14 protein-coding genes and 1 tRNA gene are annotated in these 14,898 nt (G+C 63.1%); 4 read left to right on the top strand and 11 right to left on the bottom strand.

The features are described from left to right. On the top strand, nt 1-983 hold a 983-nt coding region (locus tag EN780_RS12955; RefSeq protein WP_128274146.1), incomplete at its 5' end, for an ATP-binding cassette domain-containing protein. A 42-nt stretch (nt 984-1,025) separates the two neighbouring features. On the opposite strand, the gene EN780_RS12950 is transcribed toward EN780_RS12955, so the two are convergent. The 6 genes from EN780_RS12950 to EN780_RS12925 all read right to left on the bottom strand — a co-directional run bounded on the left by EN780_RS12950 (nt 1,026) and on the right by EN780_RS12925 (nt 7,205). Further along, on the bottom strand, nt 1,026-1,868 hold the full coding sequence (locus EN780_RS12950; protein WP_128274144.1) for a carbohydrate ABC transporter permease: 843 nt from the start codon (nt 1,866-1,868) through the stop codon (nt 1,026-1,028). Continuing rightward, a complete protein-coding gene (locus EN780_RS12945) occupies nt 1,865-2,749 on the bottom strand; it encodes a sugar ABC transporter permease (RefSeq protein ID WP_128274142.1) in 885 nt (294 codons plus the stop codon). Before EN780_RS12945 ends, EN780_RS12950 begins: the two co-directional genes overlap by 4 nt. A 59-nt stretch (nt 2,750-2,808) precedes the next feature. Then, nucleotides 2,809-4,083: an extracellular solute-binding protein gene (locus EN780_RS12940; RefSeq protein ID WP_128274140.1), complete on the bottom strand. Its 1,275-nt coding sequence runs from the start codon at nt 4,081-4,083 to the stop codon at nt 2,809-2,811. 113 nt (nt 4,084-4,196) lie between these two features. After that, complete coding sequence (locus EN780_RS12935) at nt 4,197-5,702, bottom strand: alpha-N-arabinofuranosidase (protein ID WP_128274138.1); 1,506 nt, start codon at nt 5,700-5,702, stop codon at nt 4,197-4,199. A 211-nt stretch (nt 5,703-5,913) separates the two neighbouring features. Then, the gene (locus EN780_RS12930) at nt 5,914-6,840 is read right to left on the bottom strand and encodes a transcriptional regulator (RefSeq protein ID WP_128274136.1); all 927 of its coding nucleotides are present in this window, start codon (nt 6,838-6,840) and stop codon (nt 5,914-5,916) included. Between the two features lie 289 nt (nt 6,841-7,129). Continuing rightward, a tRNA-Ile gene (locus EN780_RS12925) sits at nt 7,130-7,205 on the bottom strand. A gap of 133 nt (nt 7,206-7,338) precedes the next feature. On the opposite strand from EN780_RS12925, the gene EN780_RS12920 reads away from it, so the two are divergent. Further along, nucleotides 7,339-8,058, top strand: coding sequence for an SIMPL domain-containing protein (locus EN780_RS12920; RefSeq protein ID WP_127283571.1), 720 nt, complete (start codon nt 7,339-7,341; stop codon nt 8,056-8,058). Between the two features lie 183 nt (nt 8,059-8,241). On the opposite strand, the gene EN780_RS12915 is transcribed toward EN780_RS12920, so the two are convergent. Both EN780_RS12915 and EN780_RS12910 read right to left on the bottom strand, forming a co-directional pair. Next, nucleotides 8,242-8,595 carry a hypothetical protein gene (locus EN780_RS12915; RefSeq protein WP_128274133.1) on the bottom strand — a complete coding sequence of 118 codons (354 nt, stop codon included), beginning with the start codon at nt 8,593-8,595 and terminating at the stop codon, nt 8,242-8,244. Nucleotides 8,596-8,892: 297 nt separating this feature from the next. Next, nucleotides 8,893-9,339: a YcgN family cysteine cluster protein gene (locus EN780_RS12910; protein WP_127308819.1), complete on the bottom strand. Its 447-nt coding sequence runs from the start codon at nt 9,337-9,339 to the stop codon at nt 8,893-8,895. 1,458 nt (nt 9,340-10,797) lie between these two features. Here EN780_RS12910 and EN780_RS40600 point away from each other — a divergent pair. Together EN780_RS40600 and EN780_RS12900 are read left to right on the top strand one after the other, a co-directional pair. Continuing rightward, on the top strand, nt 10,798-11,733 hold the full coding sequence (locus tag EN780_RS40600) for an OmpA family protein (protein WP_245499948.1): 936 nt from the start codon (nt 10,798-10,800) through the stop codon (nt 11,731-11,733). Between the two features lie 308 nt (nt 11,734-12,041). Beyond that, a complete protein-coding gene (locus EN780_RS12900; protein ID WP_127283575.1) occupies nt 12,042-12,557 on the top strand; it encodes a TIGR00645 family protein in 516 nt (171 codons plus the stop codon). Nucleotides 12,558-12,575: 18 nt separating this feature from the next. On the opposite strand, the gene EN780_RS12895 is transcribed toward EN780_RS12900, so the two are convergent. From EN780_RS12895 to EN780_RS12885, 3 genes are all read right to left on the bottom strand, one after another. Then, nucleotides 12,576-13,442, bottom strand: coding sequence for an NAD(P)-dependent oxidoreductase (locus EN780_RS12895; protein WP_128274129.1), 867 nt, complete (start codon nt 13,440-13,442; stop codon nt 12,576-12,578). 187 nt (nt 13,443-13,629) lie between these two features. Beyond that, nucleotides 13,630-14,292: a helix-turn-helix transcriptional regulator gene (locus tag EN780_RS12890; RefSeq protein ID WP_127283578.1), complete on the bottom strand. Its 663-nt coding sequence runs from the start codon at nt 14,290-14,292 to the stop codon at nt 13,630-13,632. 7 nt (nt 14,293-14,299) lie between these two features. Then, a partial coding sequence (locus EN780_RS12885) for a S1C family serine protease (protein ID WP_133372611.1) occupies nt 14,300-14,898 on the bottom strand: 599 nt, incomplete at its 5' end.

Raw genomic sequence — 14,898 nt, 5'->3', positions numbered from 1 at the left:
TCGGTCCGTCCGGTTCCGGCAAGACGACGCTGCTGCGCATGATCGCCGGCCTCGAAAGCATTGACGTGGGCACGCTGACGATCGACGGGGTGCGCTCGGAGAACCTTGCGCCGGGCAGGCGCAACGTTGCGATGGTCTTCCAGAATTATGCCCTTTACCCACATATGACGGTCGCGGAGAACATGGCCTTTGGGCTGAGGAACATTCGGGTCGCGCCGGATGTCATCCGCCAGCGGATCGCCGAGGCTGCGCGTATCCTGGAGATCGAAGCGCTGCTTCACCGACGGCCGTCGCAGCTCTCCGGCGGGCAGCGCCAGCGCGTGGCCATCGGGCGTGCGATCGTCAAGGAGCCCAAGGCATTCCTGTTCGACGAGCCACTCTCCAATCTGGACGCGGCGCTTCGCGCCCGTACACGCGTCGAGCTTGCCGAACTGCATCAGCGTTTGAAGTCGACGATGATCTACGTCACCCACGATCAGGTGGAGGCGATGACGCTCGCCGACCGCATTGTGATCCTCAACAATTGCCGGATAGAGCAGATGGGAAGACCCGTCGATGTCTATGCACGTCCGGCGTCGCGATTCGTCGCGACCTTCGTCGGGTCGCCGGCAATGAACATCCTGCCTGTTACGGTTTCGGGCTCAGGCGACAGGCTCAATGCGCGCTTGACCGATGGATCGCTCGTCGAACTTCCTGGCACGCCGGCCAACATGGATTGGCGCGAACTCGGAGTACGGCCGGAATCTCTGACTGTCGTCGCCGAGGGCAATCAAACATCCGCCACGGCCACCGTTGTCGAGCGACTTGGCGAGCGAACGCTCGTCTATGCGCGGCTCGCGGATGGGACGCAGGTGACGGCACAGGATCGCGGGCTTTCGAGCGTCAAACCGGGCGACGCCGTTCGGCTGAAGTTCGACACCACGGCCCTGCATCTGTTCGCCCCGGACGGGTCGGCCTGGCACGCACGCGCCGACGGAGCCTGAACCCGCCGAGCGGGTCGTGCCCTCCGGCATCTTGCCGGGGCTCTAGCCCTTGATACCTGCCGAGAGCGTTATCGCTTCGGTCACCCGGCGCTGGAAGAAGAGGTAGGCCAGTGCCACCGGCAGGCCGGCCAGTACGGCTGCCGACAGCTGGCGCGCGTAGTAGACACCGAAGGCGTCGTTGACCTGCGTGATGCCGACCGTGATGGTCATCATCTCGGTGCGGGTCACGGAGAGGAACGGCCACAAGAACGCGTTCCACGTCCAGATGAAGCAGACGATCGACAGCGCCGTCGTTACCCCCCAGTTCATCGGCATGTAGATCTTGAAGAGGATCCCGAATTCAGACGCATTGTCCATGACCGCAGCCTCGCGGAAGTCCTTCGGAACCTGATCGAAAAACTGCTTGTACACGATGATGATGACGGGGTGGATGAGCTGCGGCAACATGATTCCGGCCCAGCTGTTGAGCAGGCCGAGGTTGGCGACCAGCACGAAGTGATTGATGATCAGCGCCGAAGTCGGCACCATGAAGGAGGCAAGGATCAGCCACCAAAGCGCGATCCGCCCCGGGAACCGCAACTGCGAGATTGCGTAGCCGCACAGCATCGAGATGAAGATGGTGATGACCGTTACGCCGACCGCGACCGCCACTGAATTGACGTACCAGGCGCTGATCTGCGTGGTGGTCAGGGCGCTGATGTAGTTCTCCAGCGTCGGCGTCTCGGGCCAGAGTTCGATGTAGGGCCGTACGACCTCGTCATCCGGTTTGAGCGATGAGATCACACCCCAGTAGAGCGGAAACGCCCATAGGACGGCCCAGACGAGCGTCAGTGCGGTGATGATCCCGCCCCAGAGGTTCCAGCGGTGCGCAGCCACGGCGTTCATCGGCGCCGCCTTTCGGCGAACCGGAGCAGTTGGAATTGCAGGACCGAGACGACCACCACAAGCACGAAGAGGGTGACGGCGACGGCCGCCGCCCTGCCTCCCTGGTTCTGCTGGAAGGCCTTCTGGAAGACGTAGTAGACGAGCACCATATTGTCGTTCGGCCGGCCGCCGATCGAGAACAGATAGACCTGGTCGAAGATCTTGAGCTGCAGGATGAGCTGGATGGTGAACACCAGCGAGGTGATCGGCCACAGCAGCGGCCAGGTGATGCGCCGGAACGTGGTCCATCGCGTCGAGTTGTCGAGCGCCGCGGCTTCATAGATCTCCCCTGGTATGGACCGCAGTCCGGCAAGGAAGAGGAGGATCGAGAAGCCCGCGGTCCACCAGATTGTCACCCCGGCCACAGCCGGCAAGAACCAGACGCGCGACTTGAAGACCGGCACGCGCGGGATTCCGAGCCAGTCCAGCACATGCATCGCGATCCCGAACTGGAAATTCAGCGTCCAGTCCCAGATCAGATAGACGACGGACACCGGCAGGATGTAGGGCAAGAAGAACAGCGCCAGCACGATCGACTGGAAGCGGCCCTTGAGCCGCGACACGCCTAGCGCGATCAACAGGGCGATGAGTGTCCCTGGGACGACCGTCATCAGCACGAAATAAGCGGTGTTCCAGAGCGCGCGCCGGAACATCGGGTCGTTGTCGAGCCGCAGGTAGTTGTCGAGGCCAACCCACCGACCCGCGCCGATCAGCGGCGCATCGGTGAAGGAGATGCGGAACATCTGGACCATCGGATAGACGAACGCCAGCAGATAGATCGCCAGGAAGGGAGCGACCAGCACCAGCGCGACAAGACGTTCAGTGCGGGAGTTGCGAAGCATGGCTCTTCCTCAAATATGACTGGGACCGCTCTGGACAGGACGGTCCCAGCCTTTGAGCCCTACATGCTGTTCAGCTCATCCTTGATGGATTTCACCGCCTCGCCGGGGTCCATCTCTCCATTGAGGGTCGGCACGAAATAATTGGACATGATGTCGAAGATCGGCCCGGCGACACCAGCCTTGGGCGACTTCGGATCGAAGATCATGTTGGCCGTCAGCGTAGAGTAGGTCGCATTGGGCTCCATTGCCTTGTATTCAGCCGTTTCGGTGACTGGCTTGTAGGCCGGGATGTGCCCTGCCGTGGCCCAGAACAGCGAGTGCTTGTCCATCCAGGAGATCACCTCGAGAACGGCGGCACGCTTTTCCGGGCTGATTTCCTTGCCCTTGTTCTTCGGGATTGCGAATGAATGGCTGTCCGCATAGGTGCATGGCTTGTCGAAGATCACCGGGATCTCGACGGCGCCCCAGTCGAACAGCTTGCCTTGCTTGGCGAGGTCGGTCATCGTGGGAACTTCCCAGACGCCGTTGATCATCATTGCGGCCTTGCCCGAGGTGAACAGGGCGACGGTCGCGGGATAGTCCGTATAGGTCGACTGCAGCCCGGCCTTCGTCCATCCTTGCAGGACCGCTAACGCTTTCGCCAGCTTTTCAGGATTGTCGCCGGCGAGGAACTCGTTGCCCGTCAGAAGCTCGCCGCCTTGCTGGCACACCAGCGAATAAATGGTGCGGTACATGAAGTTGCCGTCGGCGGTGACGCTGCCCAGCGGGAACTCGACACCGGCATCCTTCAACTTCTGCAGCGTCGCGGTGAATTCTTCCTTGTTTCTCATACCTAAGGGACGGCCGTCGTCGCCGAGCACGCCTGCCTTCTTCAGGAGGGCGCGATTGTAGTACAGGACGATCGGATGGGTATCGAGCGGCACCGCGTATTGCTTGCCGTCGACCGTCACGGCGCCCATCGTCGTCTGGGCGAAGTCCGAGGCAGAGAGGCCCATCTTGCTCATATCGTCGGCGGTGATTTCTTCGAGAATGTCCTGGCTCACCGCCAAGGGGATGCGGCTGGCATGATAGGTCATGACGTCAGGCGCCTCACCGACAGCGGCCGAGGTCTGCACCTTCGCGTAGAAGGGCGTGCCCCACTCCAGCGTCGTGGCGTCGATCTTGATCTTGCCGGCGTGGGCGGCGTTGAAGTCGGAGATCATCTGCTTCATGCGCACACCGTCACCGCCGCCGAGGAAATCCCACCATGCGACGGTTTCTTCGGCGTGGGCCGCGACGGCCCAAAATCCTCCGGCCGCAATCACCGCTAGGGCCATCATCTTGCGAAAGTTCATCTCAGCTCCTCCCGAGTACGGCGGTTAGATCCGCCTTGAACGTCTCAATGCTACACCAAACCGAAACGCCTGCAACGGATTTTAGGGTATATATCAGATAATCGGATATTAACTCAGAGCGTCACGCGGACCATCGAGTAGGAATGCGGCGGCAAGTTAAGTGTCATTCCCTTGCTGGTGAGCGCTGCCCCGTTGCCTTTGACAGGCGATACGTTGTCCGGTGCGTCCTTCGTGTTGCAGGCCTCGAGGTCGTCGTGACGGATGATCGTGTGCTCGATGGACTTGGCGGCGAACCGCTCGAGGGCGACGTCGGCCTCTATCGCCTCGGACCCGTGCCGGTTGATTGCAAAAAAGGTCAGCGTGCCGGCGCTCGAATCGTGCACGCCTGCAATGTCGAGCCACGGCACTTTGTCGGCCGCGGCCGCGTCATAGGTAGGCACCTCGACCGCGAGTTGCAGCGCGGTGCCGCGGCCGTGCCTGGAGGCCAGCATAAATGGCCAGTAGATCGTTTGTCGCCAGGCGGCGCCGCCGGGATCGGTCATGATCGGCGCGATCACGTTCACCAGCTGCGCGATGCAGGCGATGCGAACGATATCCGACCGGCGGATGAAGGTGTTGATGATGCAACCGACCTGCAGCACGTCCTCGAAATTGTAGATGTCTTCCAGAAGCCTCGGCGCTTCCGGCCAGTCCCAGCTGCGCATGCGCTCGGCGTCCTGCTTGCGCTGATGGTACCAGACGTTCCACTCGTCGAAGGAGATCTTCACGTCCCGCTTCGAGCGCGTCTTGGCCTTCACGTAGTCGATGATGCCCGCGACCGTGCCAATGTAGCGGTCGAGCTTGGCCGGAAGAGCGAGATATTCGGCCGTATTCTTCTCGTAATTCTCGAAATACATGTGGAGGGAGATGTAGTCGACCTGCTCGTAGGTCGCTTCCAGCACGGTCGCTTCCCACTGCGGATAGGTCGGCATATTGGAATGCGACGAGCCGCACACGACCAGTTCCACCGTCGGGTCGAGGCCGCGCAGCGCCTTGGCTGTCTCGTTGGCAAGATGGCCGTATTCGCTGGCCGACTTGTGGCCAACCTGCCAGGGACCGTCCATTTCATTGCCGAGACACCAGAGGCGGCAGTTCCAGGGTTGCGCCCGTCCGTTCCTGGCCCTGAGGTCGGACCAGTAGCTGCCGCCCGGGTGATTGACGTATTCAACGAACGCCCGCGCCTCGTCGAGGCCGCGCGAACCGAGATTGACGGCAAGCATCATCTCGGTGCCGGCTTTTTCGGCCCAGTCGGCGAATTCGTGGATGCCAACCAGGTTGGGCTCCGTGGTGCGCCACGCAAGATCGAGCCGCCGCGGGCGGCTCTCCTTTGGCCCTATGCCGTCTTCCCAATTGTAGGCGGATACGAAGTTGCCACCGGGGTAACGGCAGATCGGCGTGTCGAGCGCACGCACCAGCTCGATCACGTCCTTGCGCATCCCCTGTGCGTCCGCTTGCGGATGTCCGGGCTCGTAGATGCCCGTATAGACCGCCCGGCCGAGATGCTCGAGAAAGGAACCGTAAAGACGCTTGTCGATATCCGCGACGGCATAGGCCGCGTTCGCCGTGACTCTGGCCTTCATGATCCCTCCCACTGCGGATTATCAATCCGACTTTCCGATTTATATCCGGGTCATGGGTCAGTTAAGGGTGGAGTTCGCCCGCCCGTCAAGGGCCTGGAGCAATTCCAGGAAAGATGTGTGCGGCTTTCCTGGAAAAGCCGTAGCGCTTTCCCTTGGGAATTGCGTCCAAACAAAGAGTGGAGCAGTTCGCAGTTTCCGTGAGACCGTGCCCTTAGGCCTTCAGCAGGCGCAGAACGATGTCGTTGCTGTAATTGCCGAAGCCGCCACCGAAGATGTTTATGCCGCCGGGGTGACGCGCATCTTCCTTCACGCCGATTCGTATCCGGATCGAGCGGTGCCGCTCGAGCTCCAGATCAGCCAGCGAGCATTTGGAAACCTTGTTGTTGTTGCGATAGGTGCCGTTGTTCGTGACGCGCCAGTGTGCGAGGTCGCCATATTGCGATCCGGCCAGCTTCCACCAGCCGGGCGTATGCTTGCCGCGCTTGTCGCCATAGTCGGCCGGCGCCGTCCAAGTATCTATCTCGTGTCCGTTGATCGCTACCGTGATGTCCGATGGCCAATCCTTCGATGTGCCCGGGACCTCCGACGAAAGCTCCATCGCTAGTTCCAATCCGCCGACTTTGGCATTGGCAAGCGTCGCATTGTTGGGAAACTGGTATTCGACGAAGCCGCGCGTGAACCACAGTAGCCCTGCCCGCATACGGTCAGGATCGAGAAAGGTGTCGGGCACATCGAGAAGTCCGATGACGCCGTCTTTTGAACACAGGCCGCAGGGAGCGGAAACTTCGCATCTCGTATAGAGTCCAAGCGGCATCGCCACTTCTATGACGCCGAGATCCTGCGCCGGAGTGCGGTCCTTAAAGACGACAACCAACTCGGAGAAAGTCGAATAGCAAACCTTCTGGCTTCCCTTGCGCGCCTTCTGCGATTTCGTCTCGATCAAACCGACATCGACAAGAACCTGGATGTTTGCGGAAATCGTCGATTGCGGAAGACCCAGTTCTTCGGCCACTTGATTGACGTTTTTCGGCCCCTTGCGGTGCAGCAGATCGAGAATCCGGACCCGGACCTCGCTCGCGAGGCTCTTCAACAAGTCAAGCCGCTCAAGCGGATCGACAACCATGATTTCATTCGACATATGGCCCCGCACTCGTCACACGGAGTTATGTATCAGCAGATCAGATACAAATAAAGACGGTGGCGTTATGGTCCCCTAGCGCCAATTTCGGATTCCAGGCATCCGAACAAGGCTCGCTCGCGCCGTTTCTTAGGCTAAATTGTTCCGACTGGCGGGAGGGTCGTCCCTTGCGAGAAGAGCAACGCAGGCTTGCGGCGATCTTGGCTGCCGACGTGGCAGGGGTTCCGCCGCCAGGATCTGGCTAACCGGGCGAAGAAGCTGGCGATAAGTAATTGATAAACAAGGACAATGGTGGGCCCGGAGGGACTCGAACCCCCAACCAAGCGGTTATGAGCCGCCGGCTCTAACCATTGAGCTACAGGCCCCACGCGGCTGGCTTAGTGTTTTTCCCTCATCGGCACAAGGCTTTCCGGGCGGGCTGGCAGCGATCGCCCAAATCAGCCCATATTCGCGCTCTAGTTGCCAGATGCGACTGGTTCGCAGACCGAGGAGATTTTCATGACCAGACATCTTTTGCCCCTCATGCCGCTGGCGCTTGCTGCCGCCATCGCCTTCCCGGCGGTGGCTGGCGCCGCCGATTCGCAAGCCACGCCCCGCATCGTCGTGTCGGGCGAAGGCCAGGCGACCGTCGCCCCCGATCTCGCGCTGTTGACGCTCAGCGTCATGCGCGAGGCCAAGACCGCGCGCGCCGCGCTCGACGCCAACAACGACGCCATGGCCGCGGTTATCGCGGCGATGAAATCGGCCGGCATCAAGGACCGCGACCTGCAGACGGCGGGCATCCAGATCAATCCGCGCTACAACTACACCAACAAGCCGGACGGCAGCCAGGAGGCCGAACTGGTCGCCTACCAGGTGACCAACACGCTTTCGGTGCGCATCCGTGACATCGACAAGACCGGCGACATCCTCGACAAGGCGGTGTCGCTCGGTGTCAACCAGGGCGGTGGCATCACCTTCTCCAACGAAGACCCGTCCGCCGCCGTCACCGAGGCTCGCAAGAAGGCGGTCGCCGATGCCATGGCCAAAGCCAAGACGCTTGCCGACGCCGCCAGGGTCAACCTGGGGCGGGTCCTGGAGATCACCGACCAGAACATCGCGCCGCCGCCGATGCCGATCAACGCCAAGGCCTTCGATGCCGCGGGCGCGTCGGTCCCGGTGCAGGCGGGCGAGAATTCTTACGCCGTGCAGGTTACCGTCACCTTCGAACTGAAGTGAGCGTGGTCCGGCCGGCCTGCGCCGGCGGGGCCGGACGCAGGATCCGGCCGGTTGCGACCGGCGCCTGCCGCGCATGAAAAACCCCGGAGGACCAGTCCTCCGGGGTTCTTCTTGAGCCGCACCCTTCCGCCCTGGCGGAAAGGGGCTCTGCTAGGCGTTCAAGCCGGGGCCGGCTTGTGTTCCTCAGCGATAGATGATCGGGCAGCCGCGCACGTTGGCGAACACCACCACCACGCGATCGCCGTACTGGCGGCCCGCGACCTTGACCGTGCGGCGGTCGATGTCGACGATGCGGACGCGGTGCAGGCCCATGCGCTCGGCCTTGTCCAGCGCGCGGTCCGGCGAACAGCCGCGGCGGCGCCACTCGCGATCACGGCGATAGCCATCGTCGTCGTCACCGCTATAGACGCCGAAGCGCGGATCCTGGTTGTTGCCGAAGCCGAGGTAGAGGCTGTCAGCATGGGCGGCGGGGATGGCGGTAAGCGTGCCGAGGCCGACAAGCGCCGAAAGGGCTGCCGTCTTGATGGTGTTGAGCATTGTCTTCTCTCCTTGTTGAGGGCTCTCGCCCGTCTGGTGAACCGATGGTGCGAGAATGCGCCTGCCTGTCTGAACTGTCTGCGAACCGTCCATTCATCTTCGGTTCATCTGGCAAGTCATCGGTTGCGGGCGGCCGGACCCCAAACGCCCCACGGCCCCGCCGGTTCCGGCCGAGGCCGCTCCGGCGCGTGGTATTTCCTACCGGTTTGCGGCGAAAATCGGTTCAAGGCCGGTCAAGATGCGAACCATCCAGATTCGTCATCAAGATGCGAACCATCCGGGTTCGTCAGCGAACCGTCAGGGTTCGTCGTCGAGCATGTAGTCGAAATAGTCGTCCGGCTCGGCAAGGTCGGTCTCGCTGGCCTTGACCCGTCCGCGGATCGAGATGCCGGCCTCGTGCACCGTTTCGGCGCTTCCCGAAACCAGCCTGTGCCACCAGTAGAGGTCATGCCCCTCCGCGATCAACCTATAGGCGCAGGTCCTGGGCAGCCAGCGGATCGTGCGCACATTCTGCGGCGTCAGCCCGACACAGTCCGGAACCCGCGCCAGCCTGTTGGCATAGTCGGCGCAGCGGCAGCTTTCGGCGTCGAACAGCCGGCAACCGACGCTCGTCCAGTAGATTTCGCCGGTATCCTCGTCCTCCAGCTTCGACAGACAGCATTTGCCGCAGCCGTCGCAAAGCGATTCCCACTCGGCCGGCGTCATCGCCTCGAGCGTCTTGGTTTTCCAGAATGGCGCACCCATTGCGCGGATGTGGCCCCGGCCGGCGCCGAGGTCAAGCGCGGCAGTGGCATAAATGAGACATGCATCATATGAAAAACACGAAGTTGCCTTCAAAACGCCGGTCAATCGTCCTTCGTTGCCGCTAATGCCCATGCGCCGGAACCAAATCCGGATGATGCAAGTTTGGGCAGGGATGGGACCCCATAAGGAGAATTTGAGATGAAACGCCAACCACGGATTCTGGCAGGCACGGCGATCGGCCTGTTGATGGCATCCGCGCCGTTGGGCGCGTACCCGCTCCAGGGTGGTGCCGTTTTCGGCCCCGCGCAGCATGCCGCAGCGCCATTGATTCTGGCGCAAGCGAGCTGCGCCGAGGGCGAATCGGCCGAGGCCTGCGCGCAGAACCAGCAGGCTGAACCGGAACAGCCCAAGAAAAAGAAGCGCGAGCAGCAGCAGCAAACCGAATCCGCGCCGGCCGAGCAGGCCGCTCCCGAGCAGGAACAGAAGCCGCGCAAGCGCAAGGCCGAACAGCAACAGCAGCAAACGGAACAGGCGCCGGCCGAACAGGCAGCACCGGCCGTCGAAGAGCAGCAGCCGCGCAGGAAGAAGCGCAACCAGCAACAGCAGATCGAAGCGGCACCGGCCGAGCAGCCAGCTGAGCAGGCAGCTCCGGCAAACGACGAGCAGCCGGTCATGCCGCGCAAGAAGAAGCGCGAACTGCAACAGCAGATCGAGGCCGCGCCTGCCGAACAGCCCGCCGAGCAGGCAGCTCCAGCAAATGACGAGCAGCCGATCAAGCCGCGCAGGAAGAAGCGCGACCAGCAGCAGATCGAGGCGGCACCCGCCGAGCAGCCGGCCGAACAGGTCGCCCCGGCAAACGACAACAACCGCCAGGACAATCTGCGCAAGAAGAAGCGCAAGCAGGATCAGCAGATAGAGGCTGCGCCCGCCGAGCAGGCGCCGGCCAAACAGGCGGCACCCGCCGGCGAACCTGTCCCGCAGGCCGAACCGCTTCCTCAGCCCACAGAGCAGCAGGCGGCTCCCGCCCAGGGCGATCAGCCTCTGGACAAGAAAAAGCGCGGCAAGAAGACCATTGGCGAACAGCCGGTGACGGGCGAGCAGCCGGCCACTGGAGAACAGCAGCCATCGACGGCCGAACAACCCGCCAATGGCGGGCAGACCGTGACTGGCGAACAGCCGGCACAGGGCGAAAACCCGGCGGCCGAGGGCGAAGCCCAGGCTGACAAGAACGCGGCCCCCATCCTCGACAGCCAGAAGGATGTCCTGCGCAAGCGCAAGGGCAAGAACCAAAACGGCCAACAGGGAGGCGAGAATGCGAATGGTGAGCTGAGCAACCAGCCCGCCCAGCAGAATGGCGAGCAGGCGCAGGCACCGAAGCCGGCTCCGGTCGACCAGGGACCGCCGCCCACCGACGACAAGTCGGCCCAGCAGGAGATCAAGCCCGAGAAGATCGTTCCGGTGACGGAGGAAAAGGGCAAACGCGTCGAGGTAGCGCCCGATGAGAACGTCCGCGACCGCCAGCGCCCGCAAGGCGTCAACGTCCTCAGGGAACTCGGCGATCGTGTCATCCTGCAGTTCAACAACCAGACGATCGTCGAAAGCAACGACGCCCCACGCATGCACCGCGGCGCCAGGAATGTCTACTACGAGGACCTCTCGGGCGGTCGCAGGCGCGAAATCGTCGAACGCGACAACGGCATTCAGATCGTCACCATCCGCAACCGTTACGGCGACGTCATCCAGCGCTCGCGCATCACGCCGGAAGGGCGCGAATATATCCTGAGCTATGTCGACGAACGGAACTATGAGGACGATGGCGACTGGCGCGATCCCGGCGACGACTTGCCGCCGATGCGGCTCAACATCCCGCGCCGGGACTACATCCTGGATTCGGAGGATGTCGAGGATGAAGACGACTACTACACCTTCCTCGAGCAGCCGCCGGTGGAGAAGGTCCAGCGCCTCTACTCGATCGACGAGGTCAAGCGCTCGGCCCGTGTGCGCGACATCGCTCGCCGCGTCGACCTCGACACGCTGAACTTCGAGTTCGGTTCGGCCTCGATCTCCGACGAGGAGGTGCAGAAGCTCGACGGCGTCGCCAACGCCATGGAGAAGCTGCTGAAGAAGAACCCGGCCGAGACCTTCCTGATCGAAGGCCACACCGACGCCGTCGGCACGCCGGAAGCGAACCTCGCCCTGTCGGATCGGCGCGCCGAAGCGGTCGCCGAGGCGCTTACCAACGCCTTCGGCATCCCGCCCGAGAACCTGACCACGCAGGGCTATGGCGAGGAGTATCTCAAGGTCGACACCTCAGGGCCGAACCGTGAGAACCGCCGCGTCGCCATCCGCCGCATCACCTCGCTGGTGGCGCCGGTGGCCAGCAGCGAGAATTAACGAGCTGTTCCAGAAGCATAAGACGGCTTCTGGAATCAGGGTGACAACAGAAAGCCCATCCCGGTTTGGCCGGGATGGGCAACGCGCTACGGGTTTGACGCTCAAGGAGAATTGAGCCCCGATTCGACCGGCTTCATTGAATTTTCGGATTGCTGTACCCAGATTCTCGACAGGGCGTTCCCTGCCCTGTCCCGACTCCAGCGGGACACATGAGCCCCGCCGGCCCCTCCGGCGGGGTTTTGTTTTGGCCTTGCAAACAACTGCGGGTTGCCTGAAAAACGCCACTGAAAGCAGGAGCGGAACAGCGCATGAAACGCCTCGAACTCGCCATCGAATCGATCATTCTCGCCACACGCTGGCTGCTGGTCGTTTTCTATATCGGGCTCGGCCTTGCGCTCGCCATCTACGCGGTGTCGTTCGGCAAGAAGCTCTACGAGTTCGCTTTCAACGCCCTGACGCTCGGCGACACCGATACGATCCTGAAGATGCTCGGCCTGATCGACGCCGCCCTGGTCGCCTCGCTGGTGGTGATGGTGATCATCTCCGGCTACGAGAATTTCGTCAGCCGCTTCGACGAGAATGACGGCAAGGTGCACTGGCTGGGAACGATCGATGTCGGCTCGCTCAAGGTCAAGGTGGCCTCGACCATCGTCGCCATCTCGTCGATCCACCTGCTGCAGGTCTTCCTGAATTCCGTCTCCTACACGACAGACCAGCTGATGTGGCTGACCATCATCCACCTCGCCTTCGTCCTCTCGGCGCTGATGCTGGCCTATATCGACCGGCTGATGGGTTTGGCCAAAGGCAAGAAGGTTGAGGACTGAGGCCTCGCCCGCTGCCCCTCAGTAGATGGTTTTGATCTTGCTTTCCGTGCGGGCAAACACCTCGTCCGGCACGAAGAAGTCGCCGGCGAGAGGCCCTGTCGCGCCGGGCGCGTAGACGGAAAAATCGCTGACGCCCTCGGCGCGCAGCACCTCCTCGTCGATGTAGAAATTGCCGGTCGCCTCGCGCGACGGGCGCAGGAAGATCGCATGCGCGGCGTCGGCCATGATGTCGGGCGAACGGCTCATCGCCGCCACTGCCGCGCCGCCGAGCAGGTTGCGTACCGCGGCTGTGTCGATGGTCGAGATCGGCCACAGCGAGTTGACGGCGATGCCGTCCCTGGCGAACTCCGCGCTCATGCCCAGCGTGCACATCGACATGCCGAACTTGGCCATTGTGTAGGCGACATGGTTCTTGAACCATTTGGCCTTCATGTCGAGCGGCGGCGCCAGATTCAGGATGTGAGGGTTCTTTGCCAACTTCAGGTGCGGAATGCACATTTTGGAAACCAGGAAAGTGCCGCGCGTGTTGATCTGGTGCATCAGATCGTAGCGCTTCATGTCGGTCTCCAGCGTGCCGGTGAGCTGGACGGCGCTGGCGTTGTTGACGCAGATGTCGATGCCGCCGAACCGCTCGACGGTTCTCACGACTGCCTCGGCGACCTGCGCCTCCTCGCGTATGTCGCAGAGCACCGGCAGCGCCTTGCCGCCGGCCTGCTCGATCTCCTCGGCAGCGGTGTAGATCGTGCCCGGCAGCTTCGGATGCGGCTCGGCGGTCTTGGCGGCGATCGTCACATTGGCGCCGTCGCGCGCCGCGCGCAGCGCGATCGCCAGCCCGATGCCACGCGACCCGCCGGAGATGAACAGCGTCTTTCCCTTGAGCGACATCTTTCCTCCGCTTCCTTGACTACATCGCAGGCGCGAACCTTTGCGCGGCAGGCGACCAGAGCGCAAGGCCCGACCCGCCGCGAGCGGGTTACGCTGCGTCGGGTCCAGAAACGAGGCCAGGCGTGAGCACCGGAAGCGCAGGACGCCACCATTCGCAGGCCGGCCTCACCGGAATATCAATAGGCCCTCAGACCAGAACCAGTCCCTGCCGCATGGCAATGGCGATCGCATCGGTGCGATTGGCGGCGCCGAGCTTGATCAGGATCGCCGCGACATGGAACTTCGCCGTGTGCACGGAAATGCCGAGGCGCCGGGCGATCACCTTGTTGGGCGCGCCTTCGGCAAGCAGCGCCAGCACTTCCGCCTCGCGCGGCGAAAGCGTTGGCCGGGCAGCGTTCGTGTCTCCCGGCTCCTCTTCGAACGGGTCGCCGTCATGGAAGGAGAGGTCGTCGTGCCGACCGGTCAGCGGCCGGTCAGAGCCCGAAATGCGGTAGCCGGCGGCTGCAAGCCGCGCGGCAGCGGCGATCAGCAATTCGTCGGACGAAGCGGGCAGCACGGCAAGCACGCTGTCGGCGGGCTGTTCATGGCCGGGACGCCGCGACAGCAACACCCTGGGCAGCGCAGCATCGATCGCCCTGCCCTCCAGGCCATCCTCGTCGATGATGGCGACATCCACGGCCTGTCCTGATCGGTTCCCGGCCATGACCGGCAGCAGATCGCCGGTTGCGGCGAGCGCCTCGGACAGTTGCTCGGCCCGCGCGGCGTTGCCGAGCGCGATCAGCACGGTCAGCCGCCGCTCCGCGGCGGCCTGATCCGCCTTCCTGTGGTTTGCTATCGCCGCGACCGCCATCATGCCCTCAGCTCAGCGGCTTCTCGCCGATGGTCACGGCAACATCGCGCGCCTCGCCGCCGCGCACGACGCCGAGCGTCACCGACGCCCCGGCGCTGTCCGGTCCGAGCTTGCGGATCAGGTCACGCGGACCCTGCACCGCTTCGCCGTTCCATGCCACGATTATGTCGCCGAGATGCAGGCCGGCGGCCTTGGCCGGACCGTTGTCGTCGAGGCTCATCACCATCGCGCCGTGGGTGTCGCTGTTGTGGACCGGATGCAGGCCGGCGCCGAGATAACCGCGTGCGACGTGCCCCTTCTCGCGCAGCGTCGCCACCGCCCGCTCGATCGTCTCGTAAGGCATGACCAGTGCCCGCCGGCGCGGCCCGAACAGGAGCATGCCGATCAGCCCGCCCCTGGCATCGAGCACGGGTCCACCCTCGAAGCGTGAGCCGGCGTTGACGGCGAGATTGATGCGCCGGTCGATCGTCCCGCCGCGCATCGAGCGCCAGGCCGGACCGACCTCGCCGACCGAACCGAACACGGCAAGTGCTGCGCCGTCGCTGTTGCCGATGGCGACGGCGACATTACCAGGCCGCACCGCATCCGCCTTGGCGAGTGAGGCCG

This window comes from Mesorhizobium sp. M4B.F.Ca.ET.089.01.1.1 (genome assembly GCF_004022605.1).
Classification (GTDB): Bacteria; Pseudomonadota; Alphaproteobacteria; order Rhizobiales; family Rhizobiaceae; genus Mesorhizobium; species Mesorhizobium abyssinicae.
The sequence above is the reverse complement of the archived record's forward strand: the minus strand, read 5'-3'. Positions and strand labels throughout refer to the sequence as shown.

Coding starts and splice junctions, on each gene's coding strand:
- EN780_RS12940 (WP_128274140.1), bottom strand. CDS start 4,083: ATGAACTTTCGCAAGATGATGGCCCTAGCGGTGATTGCGGCCGGAGGA.
- EN780_RS12895 (WP_128274129.1), bottom strand. CDS start 13,442: ATGTCGCTCAAGGGAAAGACGCTGTTCATCTCCGGCGGGTCGCGTGGC.
- EN780_RS12920 (WP_127283571.1), top strand. CDS start 7,339: ATGACCAGACATCTTTTGCCCCTCATGCCGCTGGCGCTTGCTGCCGCC.
- EN780_RS12910 (WP_127308819.1), bottom strand. CDS start 9,339: ATGGGTGCGCCATTCTGGAAAACCAAGACGCTCGAGGCGATGACGCCG.
- EN780_RS12930 (WP_128274136.1), bottom strand. CDS start 6,840: ATGTCGAATGAAATCATGGTTGTCGATCCGCTTGAGCGGCTTGACTTG.
- EN780_RS12950 (WP_128274144.1), bottom strand. CDS start 1,868: ATGAACGCCGTGGCTGCGCACCGCTGGAACCTCTGGGGCGGGATCATC.
- EN780_RS12935 (WP_128274138.1), bottom strand. CDS start 5,702: ATGAAGGCCAGAGTCACGGCGAACGCGGCCTATGCCGTCGCGGATATC.
- EN780_RS12890 (WP_127283578.1), bottom strand. CDS start 14,292: ATGGCGGTCGCGGCGATAGCAAACCACAGGAAGGCGGATCAGGCCGCC.
- EN780_RS12915 (WP_128274133.1), bottom strand. CDS start 8,595: ATGCTCAACACCATCAAGACGGCAGCCCTTTCGGCGCTTGTCGGCCTC.
- EN780_RS12900 (WP_127283575.1), top strand. CDS start 12,042: ATGAAACGCCTCGAACTCGCCATCGAATCGATCATTCTCGCCACACGC.
- EN780_RS12945 (WP_128274142.1), bottom strand. CDS start 2,749: ATGCTTCGCAACTCCCGCACTGAACGTCTTGTCGCGCTGGTGCTGGTC.